Origin of the sequence: Acinetobacter lwoffii (assembly GCF_024129715.1) — a bacterium.
GTDB classification, from domain to species: Bacteria; Pseudomonadota; Gammaproteobacteria; order Pseudomonadales; family Moraxellaceae; genus Acinetobacter; species Acinetobacter lwoffii_U.
On sequence record NZ_JAMXXM010000004.1, the window covers coordinates 77,742 to 97,641 of the forward strand.

At 41.5% G+C, this 19,900-nt stretch carries 21 protein-coding genes; 6 read left to right on the forward strand and 15 right to left on the reverse strand.

What is annotated here, in order from left to right; all coding sequences use genetic code 11:
• Nucleotides 1-265 precede the first annotated feature (265 nt).
• Nucleotides 266-1,063: a putative sodium/potassium/calcium exchanger gene (locus tag NI462_RS04880; protein WP_253159377.1), complete on the reverse strand. Its 798-nt coding sequence runs from the start codon at nucleotides 1,061-1,063 to the stop codon at nucleotides 266-268.
• 313 nt (nucleotides 1,064-1,376) lie between these two features.
• On the opposite strand from NI462_RS04880, the gene metG reads away from it, so the two are divergent.
• Complete coding sequence (metG, locus tag NI462_RS04885; protein WP_253159379.1) at nucleotides 1,377-3,437, forward strand: methionine--tRNA ligase; 2,061 nt, start codon at nucleotides 1,377-1,379, stop codon at nucleotides 3,435-3,437.
• Between the two features lie 39 nt (nucleotides 3,438-3,476).
• On the opposite strand, the gene NI462_RS04890 is transcribed toward metG, so the two are convergent.
• From NI462_RS04890 to NI462_RS04905, 4 genes are all read right to left on the reverse strand, one after another.
• Nucleotides 3,477-3,824, reverse strand: coding sequence for a hypothetical protein (locus NI462_RS04890; RefSeq protein WP_253159381.1), 348 nt, complete (start codon nucleotides 3,822-3,824; stop codon nucleotides 3,477-3,479).
• Nucleotides 3,825-3,841: 17 nt separating this feature from the next.
• Nucleotides 3,842-4,549 carry a hypothetical protein gene (locus NI462_RS04895; RefSeq protein ID WP_253159383.1) on the reverse strand — a complete coding sequence of 236 codons (708 nt, stop codon included), beginning with the start codon at nucleotides 4,547-4,549 and terminating at the stop codon, nucleotides 3,842-3,844.
• Nucleotides 4,500-5,345, reverse strand: a complete 846-nt coding sequence (locus NI462_RS04900) for a P-loop NTPase fold protein (protein ID WP_253159385.1) — start codon at nucleotides 5,343-5,345, stop codon at nucleotides 4,500-4,502. The genes NI462_RS04895 and NI462_RS04900 overlap by 50 nt, the downstream gene beginning before the upstream one ends.
• Before the next feature lie 293 nt (nucleotides 5,346-5,638).
• Nucleotides 5,639-5,755 (reverse strand): hypothetical protein, encoded by a 117-nt coding sequence (locus NI462_RS04905; protein ID WP_086044934.1) that lies wholly within the window; start codon nucleotides 5,753-5,755, stop codon nucleotides 5,639-5,641.
• Between the two features lie 268 nt (nucleotides 5,756-6,023).
• Between NI462_RS04905 and NI462_RS04910 the strand changes: the two genes are divergently transcribed.
• Complete coding sequence (locus NI462_RS04910; protein ID WP_253159387.1) at nucleotides 6,024-7,004, forward strand: MBL fold metallo-hydrolase; 981 nt, start codon at nucleotides 6,024-6,026, stop codon at nucleotides 7,002-7,004.
• 448 nt (nucleotides 7,005-7,452) lie between these two features.
• Complete coding sequence (locus NI462_RS04915) at nucleotides 7,453-8,640, forward strand: ammonium transporter (protein WP_005263574.1); 1,188 nt, start codon at nucleotides 7,453-7,455, stop codon at nucleotides 8,638-8,640.
• A 69-nt stretch (nucleotides 8,641-8,709) separates the two neighbouring features.
• Here the strand turns inward: NI462_RS04915 and NI462_RS04920 are convergent, their stop codons facing one another.
• Nucleotides 8,710-9,333 carry a LysE family translocator gene (locus NI462_RS04920; protein WP_004280739.1) on the reverse strand — a complete coding sequence of 208 codons (624 nt, stop codon included), beginning with the start codon at nucleotides 9,331-9,333 and terminating at the stop codon, nucleotides 8,710-8,712.
• A 103-nt stretch (nucleotides 9,334-9,436) separates the two neighbouring features.
• Complete coding sequence (locus NI462_RS04925) at nucleotides 9,437-9,619, reverse strand: NF038215 family lipoprotein (RefSeq protein WP_085064447.1); 183 nt, start codon at nucleotides 9,617-9,619, stop codon at nucleotides 9,437-9,439.
• A gap of 180 nt (nucleotides 9,620-9,799) precedes the next feature.
• On the opposite strand from NI462_RS04925, the gene NI462_RS04930 reads away from it, so the two are divergent.
• Nucleotides 9,800-10,681 (forward strand): 1-aminocyclopropane-1-carboxylate deaminase/D-cysteine desulfhydrase, encoded by an 882-nt coding sequence (locus NI462_RS04930; protein WP_253159390.1) that lies wholly within the window; start codon nucleotides 9,800-9,802, stop codon nucleotides 10,679-10,681.
• Here NI462_RS04930 and NI462_RS04935 read toward each other — a convergent pair.
• A complete protein-coding gene (locus NI462_RS04935; protein WP_044111062.1) occupies nucleotides 10,678-11,001 on the reverse strand; it encodes a DUF4870 family protein in 324 nt (107 codons plus the stop codon). The two genes, NI462_RS04930 and NI462_RS04935, sit on opposite strands and share 4 nt — an antisense overlap.
• A gap of 187 nt (nucleotides 11,002-11,188) precedes the next feature.
• Here NI462_RS04935 and NI462_RS04940 point away from each other — a divergent pair, with 187 nt between their 5' ends.
• Nucleotides 11,189-12,388, forward strand: coding sequence for a BaiN/RdsA family NAD(P)/FAD-dependent oxidoreductase (locus NI462_RS04940; RefSeq protein ID WP_253159392.1), 1,200 nt, complete (start codon nucleotides 11,189-11,191; stop codon nucleotides 12,386-12,388).
• Between the two features lie 29 nt (nucleotides 12,389-12,417).
• On the opposite strand, the gene NI462_RS04945 is transcribed toward NI462_RS04940, so the two are convergent.
• The 7 genes from NI462_RS04945 to eat all read right to left on the reverse strand — a co-directional run bounded on the left by NI462_RS04945 (nucleotide 12,418) and on the right by eat (nucleotide 19,232).
• Nucleotides 12,418-12,567, reverse strand: a complete 150-nt coding sequence (locus tag NI462_RS04945) for a hypothetical protein (RefSeq protein ID WP_004645868.1) — start codon at nucleotides 12,565-12,567, stop codon at nucleotides 12,418-12,420.
• A gap of 129 nt (nucleotides 12,568-12,696) precedes the next feature.
• Nucleotides 12,697-12,864: a hypothetical protein gene (locus NI462_RS04950; protein WP_253159394.1), complete on the reverse strand. Its 168-nt coding sequence runs from the start codon at nucleotides 12,862-12,864 to the stop codon at nucleotides 12,697-12,699.
• Between the two features lie 68 nt (nucleotides 12,865-12,932).
• Nucleotides 12,933-14,879: a mechanosensitive ion channel gene (locus NI462_RS04955; RefSeq protein ID WP_253159396.1), complete on the reverse strand. Its 1,947-nt coding sequence runs from the start codon at nucleotides 14,877-14,879 to the stop codon at nucleotides 12,933-12,935.
• Nucleotides 14,880-15,080: 201 nt separating this feature from the next.
• Complete coding sequence (locus NI462_RS04960) at nucleotides 15,081-15,413, reverse strand: hypothetical protein (RefSeq protein WP_129717675.1); 333 nt, start codon at nucleotides 15,411-15,413, stop codon at nucleotides 15,081-15,083.
• 138 nt (nucleotides 15,414-15,551) lie between these two features.
• Nucleotides 15,552-16,367, reverse strand: coding sequence for an ethanolamine ammonia-lyase subunit EutC (gene eutC, locus NI462_RS04965; RefSeq protein ID WP_004732047.1), 816 nt, complete (start codon nucleotides 16,365-16,367; stop codon nucleotides 15,552-15,554).
• 9 nt (nucleotides 16,368-16,376) lie between these two features.
• Nucleotides 16,377-17,762, reverse strand: coding sequence for an ethanolamine ammonia-lyase subunit EutB (locus tag NI462_RS04970; RefSeq protein WP_253159398.1), 1,386 nt, complete (start codon nucleotides 17,760-17,762; stop codon nucleotides 16,377-16,379).
• Between the two features lie 27 nt (nucleotides 17,763-17,789).
• Nucleotides 17,790-19,232, reverse strand: a complete 1,443-nt coding sequence (gene eat / locus NI462_RS04975) for an ethanolamine permease (protein WP_253159400.1) — start codon at nucleotides 19,230-19,232, stop codon at nucleotides 17,790-17,792.
• Nucleotides 19,233-19,381: 149 nt separating this feature from the next.
• Here eat and NI462_RS04980 point away from each other — a divergent pair, with 149 nt between their 5' ends.
• The gene (locus NI462_RS04980; protein ID WP_004280758.1) at nucleotides 19,382-19,804 is read left to right on the forward strand and encodes a hypothetical protein; all 423 of its coding nucleotides are present in this window, start codon (nucleotides 19,382-19,384) and stop codon (nucleotides 19,802-19,804) included.
• Nucleotides 19,805-19,900: the final 96 nt, after the last annotated feature.

Below are 19,900 nucleotides of genomic sequence, written 5' to 3' on the forward strand. Positions count from 1 at the left end.
CAAAAATGTAGATCGACATCTGAATGGCCTAGTTTAACGGGGTTTTAGGCGAAGGTTAAGCACTGTATTGGAGAAGATGAAAGACATATCTTCAATTTCCAACCATTTTACTTGGTTTTGTGAAATGTTTTATGAAATCTTGGTGAATAGAAATAATGAAAGAAAAGAGAGATAGATTATTTTGATGTAATAAATTTTTTTTATTGATCTCGTGCGATCAAGCCACTTTAATCCTCTGTAATTAAAGTGGCTCTATGATCACAGACTATTTATGATTTTTATTGTTTTCAGATTTATCCTGTTGATCCTTGGTATTTTTATCCTGATCTTGTTTCGATTCATCCTTGTTGGACTGAGAGTTACTTTCTGAATCTGTATCTTTGGCATCTTGCTGCTGATCAGAATCACCTTCCTTTGATTGATTATCCTTCATTTTGTTCATCGTATCAGTTGCCATCTGTTTCAGCTCAGCGAACTTAACCGAGGCTTCGCTGAATAAGTCTGTGATTTTCTGTCTGGTATCTTCAAACTTATGCATGGCTTCATCTTTTAAATTTGCCATACCTGCCTGCTGATCGGTCTGACCATCTTTAGCAGTTTGTTTATCTGACTTGTTAGATGATTTATCTTGAGATGTATGATCCGCTTTGGCTTTTTTCGCATCATCCGAACCTTGTTCAGCATTTTGCTGGTTGTCAGATTTGCCATGTTTCAGCTCATTCAGAAGCTTTTCACCTTTTTGCAATAGCTCTTCACCAATCGCTATCGCTTTGGCTTTTAAGTCATCCATCTTAAAGCTTTCAGTTTTTTTATCAGACTGGTTCTCTTGAGAACTGTCTTTTTGCGCTGATTGCTCAGCATTTTCATCTTTGCCGTTGTGCTGGGTATCAGACTTCTGATCAGCATGAATCTGGGCACTTTGCCCGTTCTTATGTTCCTGATTATGCTGTTTATCCAGCTCGTTTTGCTTTTGCTCTTTTGCAAGCTGATCATTCAATTCGCGTGCATGTTGTTCTTTATCTTGATTTTGCTTCGACGTATTGTTTTGGTTCTGCTGAGTCATGAGGTACCCTCCTTAGGCATATCATATAAACAATCAGCCATTTTTTTAGCACAAAGCATCACGCGAATCGGGCGAAGTAAGCAAACTGCAACAAAGCCTGTACAAGTTGTTGCTATTGTTTGCAGGATATAGCATGAGCTGAGTCAAATCTGTATTGAAAAGCTATATGCTAAAGATGATGCAGGCTTTTGTATTCGGGCTGTCCAAGTCCATCTATTCGCAGGGTTTCAGCAAAGCATTTCTTTGTAATCCCCTCGGCATCATGTAAAATTATGGCCCATTGCATAATGAATACGAATGAGAGAGTGAATCCGTGCGTAAAATTTTAGTCACCAATGCCCTTCCTTACGCCAATGGCCCGATTCATATGGGTCACTTACTTGGCTATATCCAAGCAGATATTTGGGTACGTGCCATGCGTGCGATGGGTCATGATGTGACTTATGTCTGTGCGGATGATGCTCACGGAACCGCGATCATGCTACGTGCCGAAGCGAATGGCATTTCACCTGAAGCGCAAATTGCCAATGTGCAAAAAGAACACATTCGTGACTTTGACGGTTTCGGTGTGCATTTCGATCATTATGATTCTACACATAGCGATACCAACCGTGCCCGTGCGTCAGAAATCTATGTGAAAAACCGTGATGCGGGCAATATTGCAGTTCGTCCGGTGACCCAGCTTTTTGATCCTGAAAAAGGCATGTTCCTGTCAGACCGTTTCATTAAAGGCACCTGTCCTAAATGTAAGGCGGAAGATCAGTACGGCGACTCATGTGAAGTCTGCGGTGCAACTTATAATGCGACAGAGTTGTTGAATCCGCATTCCACTTTAAGTGGCGCAACTCCAGTCGAAAAATCATCTGATCATTACTTCTTTAAATTGCCAAATTTTGGTGAATACCTGCAAAAATGGACTCGTGATGAAGGTCGCTTGCCGGTATCGATTGCCAACAAGCTGGACGAATGGTTTGAAAATGGCTTGAATGACTGGGACATCTCACGTGATGCGCCATACTTCGGTTTTGAAATTCCAGATGCGCCAAACAAATATTTCTATGTTTGGGTGGATGCGCCGATTGGTTATATGTCGAGCTTTGAAAACTACATCAAAACCAAACGTCCTGAATTGAATTTTGATGACTACTGGAAAAAAGATTCTGAAAATGAGGTCTATCACTTCATTGGTAAAGACATCGTGTATTTCCATGCCCTGTTCTGGCCGGCAATGCTTGAAGGTGCAAACTACCGCACGCCATCAGGCTTATTCGTGAATGGTTTCTTGACTGTCAATGGCCAAAAGATGTCAAAATCTCGCGGCACATTTATTAAAGCGGAAACCTATTTAGAGCATTTAAATCCTGAATATCTACGCTATTACTTCGCGTCGAAACTTTCTGACAAAGTTGAAGATTCTGACCTGAACCTTGATGATTTCGTTCAGAAAGTAAATTCAGATTTGGTCGGTAAAGTCGTGAATATTGCCAGCCGTTGTGCGAAATTCATTAACACTAAATTTGATAACAAGTTAAGCACTACATGTGCTGAACCTGAATTGGTACAAAGCTTTATTGATGCAGGTAGTTCAATTGCTCAGGCTTATGAAGCACGTGAATTCTCGGCTGCGATTCGTGAAATCATGGCACTAGCAGACAAAGCCAACCAGTACATCGACGAGAAAAAGCCTTGGGCGCTTGCGAAACAGGAAGGTCAGGAACAACAGGTTCATGATGTGTGTTCTGTGGGGATCAACCTGTTCCGTCAATTGGCAGTATATTTAGCGCCTGTATTGCCGACACTGGCTCAGCAGATTCAAGATTTCTTGCAACTTGAAAGCTTCGATTTTGCTTCTCGCGAAACAATTCTAGTGGGTCATGAAATTGCGTTGTTCCAACCGTTGATGCAACGTGTCGACCCTAAAGCGGTTGCTGCCATGGTGGATGCATCTAAAGATTCTTTAGCTGCTCCTGCTGCTGAACCAGCAAAAGCTGAGAAGAAAAAAGAGAAGAAGATTGAAAAGAAAGCTGAACCTAAAGTCGGTGAAGCTGAAATCATTAATATTGATGATTTTATGAAAGTTGACCTGCGTGTGGCTGAAGTTTTGGAAGCGGCTACGGTTGAAGGTTCTGACAAACTGCTTCAACTCACTTTAAACGTTGGTGAAGCTGAGCCACGTAATGTGTTCAGTGGTATTCGTGAGTTTTACCAACCTGAAGACTTAAAAGGTAAACTGGTGGTGATGGTGGCTAACCTTGCGCCACGTAAGATGCGTTTTGGTATTTCAAACGGAATGGTTTTAGCTGCGGGTAATGGCAATGGCGTTTGGGTGATTTCACCTGAATCTGGTGCTAAACCGGGTGATAAAGTGTCTTAATTTTCAAATAAAAAAATCCGCCATAAATTGGCGGATTTTTTAGCTAACTGCTTTTGCTTTAATTTCTATAATTTTAGGCAGAATATGTAAATTTATTTTTGCCCTAAGAGTTTTATCTGCTGAAGGTAAAACATCTGATTTAATATTATTTTCGACTTCATCAAACCATTCCTTTTCCTCAGTATACATATTGAATGAAGCTTTTATTGAATAACGATTATCGAGACCATTAAGAACATAATTAGAGCAATATCGGCTTATATTACACAACTTGGATGAAAAAATTTTTGAATCAATGGCTTTTAAGATAGGAAAATCATAGTATAAATTTTCCCCACCATTATTAAGGATAATACGCTGAGCGAAAAGCCATGAATTATTTTCCATTAAATCCAATAATTCGTTTACTCGCTCAGAATTTTTTCTATATATTTTTCCTCATAGGATTTTGCAATATCATCCATGAATTTTTTAAAGAGAGGAATATCCTTTGCATAAAAACTATATTGCCCTGAATATTCTCTAAAACTTGAATCCTCAATTTTTCTTATTTTATCATTTACATTACAGAGTTTTTTAAATTGACTAACAGCAAGAGGTAGAAGATTTTCTACATTAAAGTGAATAAGATTATTTTCTTTAAAATAAATAAATATGCTTATTGTATGTAATACATCAGTAGAATGAGTATGTGCACTAGTTTCTATTTCATGTTTAGCTATTTTTACCAAGCTATCAAATTCTATTTCTCTTAAATCCCAAAAATCCATCAATTTTAACCATGTAGGCTTTTCTTCTTTAAGTCTAAAATAATTTTCGTATAATTCGTCATTTACTCTTTGTTCATCCAAAATATTTAGATTTAAAATTTCATCCCAAAGTCTTGGTGAAAATATAAAATCCTTTAGTGAACAATTATATTTATTCATAAATTTTTCAGAATCAAGGCTAGTAATACCACGAAATGATTTTAATATCTTAGATGTAGTATCTATCTTTTTTTCTTCCTCTAATTTTTCATCTTTTCTAAATTCTAATATTTGTTTTTCAAAACTCCCTTTTTTATTTTCTAATGAAAGAATTAAAAAAGCCTTTAAAACTTTCCGAATCAAAAGAACCTTTTAAATCAAAATAGTCTTTTTTATAAAACCTTTCAAAGTCAAAAATAGCTTGCTTAAATGATCTTAAATTCTTATAGCCCACTTGATTGAATGTTTGTCTAATTAGTTCAAATTCTGAATTAAGAAGGACTTTTAAATTTTCATCTGAAATTTCACCTAGAATACTTTGAATTGCCATATTTTGGTCTTCGATGTAGCTAAAAGTTGCTCCTATTAGTTTTTCTTTTTTCCTAATGTATTCCTCATTATCTTTAATTTCTTCTTCATTCGATACTATAAGGGTTTTAATTTTGTCTTGTTCTACAAAGTAATTAATGTAGCCTAAGACTTCTTCTTTCTTTAATTCACATCGCTCTAAATCGTCAAAAACTAATATGAAGTTATCATTAATTTTTAAATAATCTGGTAACTCAATTTTGGGAATCCCACCTGCGATACTTCCATCTGATTTACCGTCATCATCTAAATCAACTTTAATTGTTGCTTTCAATGCCCCTTTTAAAATTTGACCTGTTAATTTTGCACCTTTACTACCAAGAATTGGATGAATACTTTTAAAAATAGCTTCATCAATCAAAGAAGTTTTAGCAATCCCATTTAAGCTCACATAACAAATCTTCCTTTTATCATCTTCCTTTTTTTCTAGATATTGTTTTACAAACCAAGTCTTTCCACTCCCCCAAGCTCCATTCAAAAGAACAGCATATTGAAAGTCTTTTTTACCATCAAAGTAATAGTCTAGATATTCTTCAATATGTTTGTTTGGCTCTGAAATATAGTTAGGCATAGCTTAAATTTTGATCTCTCTTATTTATGATGAATTCTTAGAATTAAAACCCAATGAAAAAAAATACACAACATGATAAAAACAATCTATCTCTCTAGAATTTATAAGAACCTCATGAAAGAATTAAAACCCCTCCTAATCGCACTCACACTTGGTACAGTAACCCTTACCACCCAAATAGCTAAGCAGCACCTACATCATTGCCCTACTCGATGGTACAAACTGCTTAGATCTTTTCCATATTTCAAAACTAAAAAAGCCTCTATTTCTAGAGGCTTTTATTGCTGGGTCACTTAGCCTTGCAATACAAATTCCCAAATCACATAGCCCAGTCCAAAACCAAGTAGTGAATATAAGGTAATAATGAAAAATACAAAGCTGGCATTGTTTTTTCTTTTCCAAAAACTCATCGCGACACCCAAAGCTTGTTCGTAATACCCCATGTTAACGAGCTTTTCATAAAAAGTGAAATGTATCTAAGCATTTTATTTATAATAATATTTTCATTAAAAATAAATTCTTTACTTTCAAAAAATCAATATACAGATTCAGACTGATTTTTTAGTACAGATGCCAAATCAGCACTTCCATTTTAAAAAATGGTAAATATATTCATATTCTTTTTTGCTGGCATCCGTGCTAATACATAGAATTGACTTTAATTACATAAGAATAGCTATGAAATACTTTACTTCTTCTCTCGTCGTGTCATTGCTTGCTTTAGGTTCAATGGCGGGTATCTCTCAAACACATGCACAATCCGTTTCTAGCACCCAACAACAAAAACAGGTTCCCGGTTATTATCAACATAACTTCGGGGATTACCAAATTACTGCCCTGCTAGATGGCACCAATTATCTGTCCAAAGCCTTATTTAAAGATATTCCAGTAGCTCAAGCCGACCAGATATTGAAAAAATACTACGTCGATCAAGCTAAAGGCATCCAAACCTCCGTGAATGCCTTTCTGGTCAATACAGCCAAGGAAATGGTTCTGGTCGATAGCGGGACTTCAAGCTGTAATGGTCCACACCTAGGTTCAGTGTATTCCAATTTAAAGGCTTCAGGGCATAAACCTGAACAGGTCAATGCCATCCTGCTCACGCATTTACATCCAGACCATGTATGCGGTATAAGTAATAATAGTGTTGCCAATTTTCCCAATGCCAACATTTATGTGTCTCAAGCTGAACTGGATTTCTGGATAAATCCCACAACGGTAGAAAAATTACCAAAAGCCAAGCAGGCAGGTTTTTTGGGCACAGTCGATAAAATCAAGAAAGCCATTGCACCCTATCAGGCCAAGAATCAGCTCAAAACCTTTAAAACCGGCGATAAAATCCATGCTTTCGATGTTATCAGTTCGGCTGGACATACACCGGGGCATTTTGGTTTTAGCTTAAAATCTAAAGGTCAGCAGATGGTGTTTATTGGAGATATTGTGCACTCACATACGCTGCAGTTTGATCGCCCACAGACCGGCGTTGACTTTGATGTCGATCCGAAAAAGGCGATCGAAACCCGCTTAAAATATTTTGCTGAATATGCGAAAAATGGTCAGACGGTAGCAGCACCACATTTGCCATTTCCGGGGATTGGACATATTTATTCTAAAGACAATAAAAGCTATCAATGGATTCCGGTACATTTTAAAGATTAATTGAATACTTCAATAATTTTATCTAAGCATGAAACCCTAATTTTTTAGGGTTTCATTTATTTTAAATATCCTTCAGCCAGATTCCCTATGACTTGGTAAATTTAAAACTTGAATGACGCTTTGAAATTTAAAAGCAATAGTTTCGTTTATTTTTAAATTTTTTCTTAAAAATCTTTTACTTTTTACGTGCACCTTTAGCATGCTTTTTTAGCACCGCTTTTCTTACGATAAATATAAACACCTAAAAATATAATATAAATCTGAATTTTATGAACTCTCGCCATGTCTTAGTTTGGTGCAAAAAAATAGTAACGTGCTTTATATCGAGTCTTATCAATTTCAAGAAATTCTTCATCAAAATTTCCCTTGCTTAGCCCTCTTCTACAATCAATTTGCCTCTATATACTGATTTTTTTTTGTGATCCCGCGCACTAAATTGGAACGCACCATGCAAAATATAGACTTATTATTTCTTCTTCTCGGTGCAGTTCTAGTGCTTGCCATGCATGCTGGATTTGCTTTTTTAGAGCTTGGAACAGTTCGACATAAAAACCAGGTCAATGCCCTAAGTAAAATTCTAACCGACTTTGCCATCTCCGCCATCGCCTATTTTTTAGTGGGCTACTATATTGCCTACGGTCAGCACTTTTTTCATGATGCTGCAACCTTGTCTGCCGATCATGGCTACAACCTGATGCGCTGTTTTTTCCTGTTGACTTTTGCTGCAGCAATTCCAGCGATTATCTCTGGAGGGATTGCAGAGCGTGCCAAAATGCGTTCACAGGCTTTAGCGACATTATTTCTGGTTGCGCTGATCTATCCGTTTTTTGAGGGTATGATCTGGAATGGCAACCTTGGTTTTCAGGATTGGCTGACCCATGCATTTGGTGCAAGTTTTCATGATTTTGCCGGCTCAGTTGTCGTTCATGCAATGGGCGGCTGGATCGCACTGGCCGCAATAATCCTACTTGGTGCGCGTCATGGCCGTTACAAAAATGATGGCCGGATCACCGCGCATCCTCCTTCATCAATTCCTTTTTTGGCTTTGGGTTCATGGATTCTGATTGTGGGATGGTTCGGCTTCAATGTCATGAGCGCGCAGCGGCTGGATGCCATTTCTGGACTGGTCGCTATTAACTCTTTGATGGCCATGGTCGGTGGAACAATAGCAGCCAAAGTTGCGGGGAAAGATGACCCCGGCTTCCTGCATAATGGTCCCTTAGCAGGTCTGGTGGCGATTTGTGCAGGATCAGACGTCGTTCATCCGTTGGGTGCTTTTTTTATCGGGATCAGCGCCGGCATTATTTTTGTGAAACTCTTTACCTATACCCAAAATAAACTCAAAGTGGATGATGTATTGGGGGTTTGGCCTTTGCATGGCGTTTGTGGTGCTTTTGGCGGATTAGCTGTGGGTATCTTCGGTCAGCAATGGCTTGGAGGAATGGGAGGAGTGTCTTTAATTTCACAACTCATAGGTACAGTGCTGGCGATTGTCATTGCTTTGGCGGGTGGTTTTTTGGTGTATGGCCTGCTTAAGGTTTTGATGGGTATTCGCCTGACTGAGGAAGAAGAGTTCAATGGTGCAGACTTGTCGATTCATCGTATTTCTGCTAATTCGGAAGAAAATACTTTTTAATAGACATAAAAAAAGCCTCTACGACTAGGGGCTTTTTTTATTTATAAGCAGAGCATCTAGATGAAGTAATTACTTCATACCAAAAATTAATTTTAAGCCAAGTACCGTCATAACTGCGCCTGCTGCGCGGTCAAACAAAGCCTTAAACTTCAAATAAACACGACGTGGCTTTTCCGCAGATAATGCAACTGCGACTAGTGAACACCAGCCTGCATCAATAAAGAAACATAAGACAGGCAAAACAAAATAAAAATACGTTGGAATTTCTTTGGGCAATAACGCGGTAAAAATACTGGCCAGCACAATCGCAATTTTGGGATTGGACAACTGTGTGATTAAACCAGTGGTAAAAGCACGGCGTAAAGACATCTGTTTGCTAATGGTTGTATCCGCTTCGATCGGATCTTTGGCATGTTTAATGATTTTAAACGCCAACCAAAGTAAATATAAACCACCACAAATTTTTAAGGCCAGATAAGCTGAAGGTACAGCTAGTAAAAATGCCTGCAAACCGAGAACCGCCAACAGACCAAAAATCGCTGCACCGAGACCAGTACCCAATGCAGTAAATAAACCATGTTTACGTGAAATGGCAATTGAGTTTTTTGCCACATAAATAGAAGTCGGCCCGGGGCTCATTGCGCCTAACATCAGGGCAAAAGCAATCGAACCTAAAATCCAGAATGATTCCACGAGATAACCTGACTTAAAAATTGAAGGGCTATTTTAAGCAAAAACCTGACGATTTGCTGTAAAAATTTCTGGATTTATCATGAATTTTAACTATGGCAATTACTTAAGGTTTTAACTGATCCTGAGCACTCAAATGCTTGTCTAGCAGTTGATAATCCTGCTCATGTACAGGTACGCCACCAATAATCATGGTGCGGGTTTCTGTTTTAGGTTTATTCATCGCATCATCACAGCCCGACAGACTGAGCAGCATGCCGACCCACACAGCATAGGATAATATTTTCATTATTCTACCCTCCTCAGGGTTTCCTCTGTTTAGATTAGCATTGTTATTTAAATTATCAGCAGAATATTTGTGACAATCTACAACCAACTCCATAGCTCTCAGCGAATAATGGCTTATTGAAAAGCTCTGATTTTTAGCACTTCCGCTATAATGTTTTAATAACCTACTATCTTAATGTCTATGTTTGAAAAAATTGCTCAAAATATTCCAGATCAACAGATTAATTTTCACGATATTACTTTAACAATACGTCGTCTGGATCTGGTGCATCCGCAAATTTCGGGCAACAAGTTTTTTAAACTGAAATACAATTTTCTTGAAGCCAAAAGACAGGATTATCAGCATATTCTGAGTTTTGGAGGTGCTTATTCCAATCATATTGCCGCTACTGCATTTGCCGCACAGCAGTTTGGTTTTCAGAGTGTTGGTATGATTCGAGGTGAAGAACTGGCTGATCACCCATTGAATCCAACATTAGCCACCGCCCAGCAATTCGGGATGCAGTTGCATTTCGTCAGTCGTGATGAATATCGACGCAAGCAACAGCCTGAGTATTTGGCCGAACTCGCTCAACAATTTCCTGAACATTATATTATTCCTGAAGGTGGAACCAATGCTTTGGCGATTCAAGGTTGTCAGGAAATATTAAAAGATGGCGATGCGCAATTTGATGTGATTTGTTGTGCAGTAGGCACCGGTGGCACCATCAGTGGATTGATCGAAGCCAGTCATGGGCATCAACAGGTTTTAGGATTTTCTGCACTGAAAGGTTCATTTTTAAAAGATGAAATCGCTCAACTAACGAATAAAACCAACTGGAATATTCTCGATGATTATTGCTGTGGTGGCTATGCCAAAACCAGTGCAGCCTTGATGCAGTTTATCCGGGATTTTGAAGCGGAATTTGCAATTCCACTGGAGCAGATCTACACGGCTAAAATGCTGATGGGGATTTTTGATCTAATCGAGAAAAATTATTTTCCGGCTGGATCAAAACTGTTGGTGATTCATACTGGTGGTCTGCAAGGCCGTCATATTCCCTTTGGTTTTACAGCAACCTAAGCTTCAATCGGTTGATTATTATTTAAGGCAATTAACCCTTTGACCAAGCGGTAGATATGCCAGATAAAGACCAGAAATACAATCAGGAAACCAATCAAGATCACAGTCAATAAGCCACCGACGATATAGCCCAGCAAACTGATCCAGAAGGTTTTAATTTGCCAGTCGACATGACTTTCCAGCCAGGTACCGCGCATTTCATCACGCTTGATATAATTCATCACAATCGCAATAAATGGGGTCAGACCAAGAAAAAATCCTAAAATATAAAGAATATAAGTAATGAGATTATATTGTTTTAAATCTTCCGCGCTTGCCATTCGCTTTTCCTTGTTATTATGTTTTTAGTTTGTACAAAAACTATGCATGAGTTTTAGACAGCTTTCAAATATTTTATGTTTAAAATCCACTGTGAATCTGCAATCACGGAACTGATTTTTCTGGAATAGAGAAAGCTGAAATAAAATTGTCTATAATGCTTCCCTTTTCTTCTCCCTTGAGTGTGTGATGTCTTCCAAGCAATACGATGTTCTAGTCATAGGTGCCGGTGCCTCAGGTTTAATGACGGCGTATATGGCTGCGCAACGTGGGCGTAAAGTCGTGGTAGTGGAAAAAGCCAATAAGGTTGGCAAAAAAATCCTGATGTCTGGCGGTGGTAAATGTAATTTCACCAATCTGGAAGTCGAACCGAGCAATTACATTTCACACAATCCACATTTTGTGATTTCAGCTTTAACGCGTTATACCAACTGGGACTTTATCGGCTTGGTATGTGAATACGGCATTGCTTATGAAGAGCGCAAACATGGACAGCTGTTTACCTTAAATGGTGCAAAAGATATCTTGTCGATGCTGCTAGCGGAATGTGACAAAACCGGTCTGGTCGATATTAAAACCAGCTGCGAAGTGAAAGCAGTCAATCTAGTCGATGATCAAGGCTTTCAAGTGGCGACCTCACTAGGATATTTTGAAGTTGAATCTGTAGTCGTGGCATCTGGTGGTTTATCGATTCCTACGCTTGGCGGTTCAGGCATTGGCTATGAGATTGCAAAACAGTTTGGACATCACGTCTATCCAACCCGTGCTGGACTGGTTCCATTTACCTTCTCTGACGGATTTAAAGAAGTCACCACGCGCTTAAGCGGCAATGCCGTAGAAGCAACACTCTCCAATGAACTCAACAGCTTTACCGAAGCACTACTATTTACCCATCGTGGTTTGAGTGGGCCAAGTTCCCTGCAACTTTCCAATTACTGGAATGTCGGGCAGAGCTTTAAGGTAGATTTTCTTCCAAGTGTTGATCTGTTGGATTTCTTCAAATCCAAAAAACAAAGCCAGCCCAAAGTCTTGTTACGTACACTACTCAATGAATATTTACCGAAAAGTGTGGTGGCTGAATTACAAAATCTGATCTGGACTGAAAGCGCTGAAACTGCCATTGGTAATATCAGCGATGACAAGCTGGAACAGATTGCGGCACGTCTGCATGGCTTTGAAGTGAAACCTTCAGGAACTGAAGGCTACCGTACAGCGGAGGTGACTTTGGGTGGTGTAGACACTACAGAAATATCCTCAAAAACCATGGAAAGTAAAAAGCAGAAAGGCTTGTATTTTATTGGTGAAGTGCTGGATGTTACTGGACATTTGGGCGGTTATAATTTCCAATGGGCATGGTCATCGGCACATGCCGCATCGGAATATATTTAATCAATAGATAATCTGGTTTGCTACTTAACTCATTCCAGATAGTCTGTTTTAAACAGGTTGAGATTGGCCGTATTTGTTAAACGGTCAATCGTCAGCTGCATTTTTTGAGCTTCTCGCAGAAATAGTGGTACGTCATCTGCTGAAGATGCCATGAATTTATGTTGGAGTGCTTTCCACATATTGTTGATCTCCTTTTCTTTATATTTTTAATGCAAGAAAAATACCAAAATCATTTTAGTATTTACTTGAATATTCTATATTTTTTAAAAAATAAATTCTATTCCTAGCGACTGAGCAGGATTGACTTCTCAGTTAAATTCGTCTGCCTCTGGTATTTTCTTATCCAGCTCCAGCTCAGACTGCTCGTCCTGCTTGCTCTTTACAAAAATAAATCGATAGGCAGCGGTAAAAAAGCCAATCGTAATTCCTGCAATGACTAAAGGCGCCAGAACTTTGTTAGGTTTCTTGGTATTCATTCATTTTTCCTTATGACTGAACAAAATCGACCACATGAGCGTGGTCGATTTTGCTTAAAAATAAAAGGTTATTTCAGGTCATCTTTTTTCTGAGTTGAACGGTCAATATCGACATCTGGCTCTTTTTCTCCGGTTGAACCAAATGGATTATTGGCTGGTGGATGAGTCGGATCGACTTTTACTGAATCTGGTACGGCCTGATCCGCATCCGGATTGACAGGATCAATACCTAATGACTCATCATCCTGTGGTGCAGTGGTAAGGATTGCCGGGGTAGTATGGGATAAATCCGTACTCATAGGCGTACTCTTGTCTGAATCCTGATTTGGCATGATGCCTGCTCCTGGAGTTGAGATTGAGGAATCGCTAGTACCTGTAGCCGTTTGCGAACCGCTAAAGGACTGGCTCATTGAGCTATCGGTAGAACTCATACCCATAGCCGCACCTGTAGTGCCTGACATATCAGCTGCACTTGTACCTGTGGTCTTGCCACCTAATCCAGAAAATATGCTGTTCTCAGCTTGTTCTTTGACTGGATTGGGGTCTTTGGCCTCACGTTTGGCTTTATCGATCAAATCTGTGAGTACACGTTCTGCAGGTTGACGACCACCCAAACCAAATGCCAAGGCAAATGCCACTGCTACAGCACCCAAAGTTAGGCCAAACGCCAGGTTCACGATCGAATCGGCAATACCCATGGCACGCAGACCCATTGCCACAACCAGACCCATGATCAGGACACGAACCAGATTCGCCAACCAACGTGAACTGTTATATTCACCACGTTGTACGATATTCGCAACGATATTTGCCAGCCAGAAACCGATTACCAGAATCACCGCGCCAAGCAGAATGTTGGCACCAAAGTAAATGAACATCGCAATCAGGCCACTGATCTGTTCAAAGCCCAGACGGTTCGCTGCTTCAGACACCGCAAACAACATGGTAAACAGAACAATTAGTGAACCAACTACACTAGACAGTTTAGTCGTACCTAAAAAGCGTTGGATATCCAGTTTGGCAGGAATTTCATCAACACCTGTACCAGCAACTACTTCAACCACCAGACGTGCCACCAGTTTAGACACCACATACGCCAGAATCAGGATCAACGCAGCAGCGATGATATTTGGAATGGCATTCATGATTTCATACAGCATGGCTGTAGCAGGCTGAGAAATAGCTTCAATACCTAATGCTTCAAATGCAATGATCAGTGCCGTAATGATTACCACGGCGAAGATAAATGAACCAATCACCTGAGAAACATTCGAGTTTTTGAAGATGCCTACTTTTTCAGCATGTTGCTGTACGTTCAGACTGTTTAATAGTCCTTCAACAATACCGCGCACAATTTTCGCCAGGATATAACCGACAAAAATGATGACTGCAGCAATGAAGATGTTTGGTAAGTAACTAACAACATCGGTCAGCATATTTTGAACTGGTAACAACAGACCGTTGAGACCCAAAATAGACAGCACGATTGGCAAGAACAGTAATAAAATTAACCAGTAAGCAATTTCACTGATATTTTTACTAATCGGACTGACACCAACTTCAGCACTGAGTTTTTCATCGAGTTGCGTTCGGTCTAGCAGTTTTTGTAGCCCTATCTTGACCAGATTGGCCACAATCCAACCTATGAATCCGACTGCAATTGCACCTAGTAACTGCGGGATAAATAACAGGAACTGCTGGATCATATTACTGAATGGACCGCTGACACTGGTAAGATTAAGCACGTTCAGCGCACCAATCACGGCAATAATCAGAATAATCCAGAACACGACGCGGGCGATAATGCTCTCCACATTGGAGTGATGACCTGTCGCCGTATTTAAATGTGTATTGGTGCCCAGTTTCTGCAAGAGCTTTTTAACACCTGCCGAGACCAGTAACGCAATGATCCAGCCAATTACTAATATGGCAATTGCACTAAGAATGGGATGGAACTGATCCCAGTAGTACATGGCATCGAAGCCACCACGCGGGCTTCTCATATAATCATTCATGTTGTTCTACCCTCTTTGTTATTAAGCTATTTATCTGAAATCGGGGGCATCTCCCTGAAACAATCAGCCCCTTCTTCTTCCGGATTCATATTAGATTTGATGTTTTCAGACTCAAGCCAGGTAGATGGCACTACCTTAAAACATCACTATCCATTGCAAAAAAGCCCCAGTGGTTCACTAGAGCTTTTCAGGTATTTTCAGTTATTGAGTCGCCTGTCCATCAGTCGCAGTTGCTGTTGCTTCTGTGCCATCACCCACGGTTGCTGTAGCTTCCGTTCCATCATTCATGGTGGCGGTGCCTTGTGTAGACTCACCGACCGGAGTTGAATTATTTGGGGTAGCAGGCTGTACATTCGGATTTGGATGTCCTGCAGGAGCATCATTCGCATCTGGATTCATGTCAGCAAACATATAGAACAGTAGTGCGAGTAAAAAAATACCGACCAAAATCAAGATATAAACAGGGATACGCTTTTTCTGCGTCACGTCTGCCTGATGATTTAAAGGTGGTTTTTTATTGAAATCATCGACCATAACCATCCTCACTCTTTGTTATTCATAAGTAGATTTTTAGAATAACAAGCTGTGAATAGGGCTTCTGTGACAAAACATGGTGAGATGGTGACGGGATGTAAGTCACTAATCCATCAGAATTCTCTGCTGGATGCTGCTTTAAAATAGCCGTTTGGCCGGGCTATGCTGCATGTCGACTGGGGTTTGGTGTTCATCTTTCAACTGCACCCCTGAGAGCTGTAACTCACAGGATTTACGCATCAATGCCACCAGTCGCTGGATGGCAATTGGATAGGCCAAGCCCGCAGGACGGACATTGGAAATACAGTTACGCAAGGCATCATGACAGCCCTTAAAAGCATTATAAGTGTAGTAAATTCCCATACTGTCCGGTGAGCTCAAACCTGGCCGTTCGCCAATCAGCATGACCAGCATTTTTGCCTGTAAAATTTCTGCCACTTCATCGCCTAGTGCCACACGACTGCCACGGGCAATCATTAAGGGGGCAATCTGCCAACCTTGTTCTTTGTATGCCTCCAGCAACGCTGGAATAAAATGCAAGCTGTTTTCCTCAATGGCACGTGCCGACAGCCCATCTCCTACAATGATGACCACATCCCAATGTTGCTGATGTTCGGCCCGGTATTGCCGCAACATCATTTTGGATTGTTCTGAAAGCACACGCCCAAGATCGGGACGTTTAAGATAAAGGTCCTTTTCCACAGCCTGACTTTCAATATCCAGAATGGGTAGTCCTATTTTACTCAAACCAGCTTTTAAAGATTCAACATCAAGTGGCTTCAGTACCGCATCTTTGGCTTGCGCATGTGCCAACTGAAATTCCAGACTTGGTCGAGTCGGCAAGCTGCCCCCAGTTCGGCCCAGGGCAATCCGCGCATCGGTAAAAGCTTTTAACTTCTGCCAAGGATTATCCTGTAATTGGGACTCAAATTTCACATCGGCAATCAGTTTCATAGTACTTCCTCAAGACAGGATTAGACGTGAAAATTGCTTCGGTAGCTCGGTCGGCCAGTGCAGCTGATTGGACTGTTGTGCCAAAATACCTTGCTGTTGTAGCCAGTGGTCAAATTCAGGAGCTGGTTTTAATCCCAGTAATTGCCGGATGTAGAGCGCATCATGAAAGGAGGTCGTCTGATAATTCAGCATCACATCATCTGAACCGGGAATACCCATGATAAAATTCAGTCCGGCATTGGCAAGCAAGGTCAGCAGTACATCCATATCATCCTGATCGGCATCGGCATGGTTGGTGTAGCAAATATCACAACCCATTGGTACACCGAGCAGCTTGCCACAAAAATGGTCTTCCAGTCCGGCCCGGATAATCTGCTTGCCGTTATATAGATATTCCGGCCCGATAAAGCCGACTACAGTATTGACCAGCAAGGGATTAAACTTACGCGCTACAGCGTAGGCACGCGCTTCCACGGTCTGCTGGTCCACGCCATGATGGCCATTGCTGGATAAGGCACTGCCCTGTCCGGTTTCAAAATACATCACGTTTTGACCCACGGTGCCACGTTGCAGACTTAAGGTCGCCTCATAACCTTCCTGCAACAGCGCCAGATTGATGCCGAAACCGGTATTGGCTTTTTCGGTTCCTGCAATGGACTGGAACATTAGATCAATCGGAACATTTTTATTTGCCAGCTGAATGCCAGAAGTAATATGGGTCAAAATACAAGATTGAGTCGGAATATCATATTCCTGAATAACGTGATCGAGCAGTTTAAGCAGCTCGGTCAGGTTCTGCAGATTATCTGTCGCCGGATTAATCCCGATGACCGCATCCCCATTACCATACATCAAGCCATCCAGAATCGAAGCTGAAATTCCCATCAGATCATCAGTCGGATGGTTCGGCTGCAAGCGGGTGGAAAGACACCCCTCCAGCCCGATGGTATTTCTAAACCGTGTGACTACACGACATTTTTTTGCCACCAGAATCAGATCCTGATTGCGCATGATTTTACTGACAGCAGCCACCATTTCCGGAATCAGGCCCATTTTTAAAGCAGTAAGTTTTTCTGTGGTAGCATCTGAACTGAGTAGCCAGTTACGGAAATCCCCGACAGTAAAATGCGAGATCGGATAAAAGGCATCAGCATCATGTTCATCCATAATCAGGCGGGTGATTTCATCCGCCTCATAAGGAATCACAGCTTCATGCAAAAACTGCTGTAACGGTACTTCTGCCAGACACATTTGTGCAGCGACACGCTCGGTTGCATCCACGGCCGCAATCCCTGCCAGCTGATCACCAGAACGTTCAGGGGTAGCCTTGGCCAATAAGGTTTTTAAATCCTCAAAGACATAATGCTGACTGGCCACATTGATCTGATACAGCATAAGCGTATGCTCCCTCTGCTTGATGATTTAGTTCAGTTCTTTTTCTGCTGCCTCAATACGGGCAAATTCTTCTTCCGGCGTACCGGCCACCAGATGATGACGGCTATACAGCAGGAAATAGAGAATCAGTACCACGTAAATGGCAGCTGCCATCAACCAGACTTTTGGATCGACCAGGAAGCCTGCCACCACTGCAATAGCAGCAAGCACTAAAGCAATCGATGCCGTGACAATACCGCCCGGTGCCTGATAAGGACGTGCCAGATTTGGTCGAGACAGTTTCAGTTTGATATACGACATCATCATCAGCACATAGGAAATGGTGGCACCAAAAACTGCCATCAGAATCAGCAAATCACCTTCACCTGAAAGGGACAACAGGAATCCGATAATGCCCGGAATAATAATGGCCAAATAAGGTGCATGATTGCTGTTGGTTAAGGACAATTTTTTCGGTAAATAACCGGCACGTGAGAGCGCAAAAATTTGACGGGAATAAGCATAGATAATCGAGAAGAAACTGGCGATCAGACCTGCCAGCCCGACAAAATTCACAAAACTCGCCATCCAGGTATTGGCACCATAGACCGCGACCAATGCATCAACCAGTGGCGCACCGGAATCTTTCAGCGTATCTGCACCTGCTGCGCCAGGACCGAGCAGCAAAATACTTAGCGCAAAGAATGCCAGAATCAGCATGGAACCAATCAGGCCACGCGGCAAGGATTTGGCTGGCTCTTTGGCTTCCTCGGCGGCCAGTGGTACCCCTTCAACTGCCAGAAAAAACCAGATCGCATAAGGCACTGCTGCCCAGATGCCCAGATAGCCCAATGGCAGGAAACTGCTTGCACCCGCAGCTTCTGTACTGACCGCAATATTAAACAGGTTTGCACTATTAAAATGGGGCAACATGCCAAAGATGAACACCATCAAGGCTACCGCAGCAATTGCGGTAATCACGAACATGATTTTGAGTGCCTCACCAGCACCTTTCAGATGCAAGCCCATAAACACTAAATAGCTCACCAGATAAATGATCCAGCCGCCAATGCCAAACAGGGCTTCGCAATAAGCGCCAATGAAACACGCAATTGCTGCTGGAGCGATGGCATATTCAATCAGAATGGCACTTCCGGTCAGATAGCCGCCAAAGGGACCAAAAGCAGTCCGGGCAAAACTGCAACCCCCGCCCGCAGTCGGCAGCATGGTCGACATTTCCGACATGGCTAGGCACATACACAGATACATAAATGCCACCACAATAGTCGCAATAAACATGCCTCCCCAACCCGCCTGTGCCAGACCGAAATTCCAGCCGGCAAAGTCACCGGAAATCACATACGCGACCCCTAGACCGACGAGAAGCAGCCAACCTACGGCGCCTTTCTTGAGCTGGCGCAAGGCAAAATAATCTTCTTGTACTGCTGTTTCAGTCACACTGGTATCAATCACACTTTTTGACTCTGACATAGCAACCTCGTTGTTTTTATCGTTGTTCCCTGAAGATATGCATAAGCCATACCAGTTCCGCAGGCTTTAGTGAAGACGGTTGAGACGCTGCCTTTCAGCGATGAAATGCGTTATAATTATCCACCTTCTCATTTATACACCCGAGTTATATGGCGTATCGTCAACAAAGTGTATCGCTTGATCTTGATACTGACGTCACACATCAATGTACGCTGCACTACAGCCGTGATCAGCATCTGATTGGAATTATTGAATTTAGCAAGCCAAGCTTCCTGCTTCGCTGGCAGGATCTGGAATATTTCCGTCGCCGTACCGAAGAATTTTCCGTGATGCCTTTTCCGGACTGTGTCAATGCGATGATTATCGATATTCGAGATGTAACGGCATGGTTGGATAATGAAGTACCGATTATTCCATGGCGCTTACTGGAAGAAGACTGCCCGGTGCGTCTGGTGGTGCCTGCAGACCGTATTGAGCACTATGCCGGATTCTTTGAACCGACTTGGCTCAGCCCCGATGTCGAAACAGCCATTCAGGAAATCCGTGAATCCATGGATATGTTTGTGCATTAAGCTTGAATCGAAAAAACCTCCGTAATGGGCAATGCTTTTCATTTAAATATTTGAATCGTCGTGGAATTTATTAGAGAATCCGATGTCAGGTTTGGC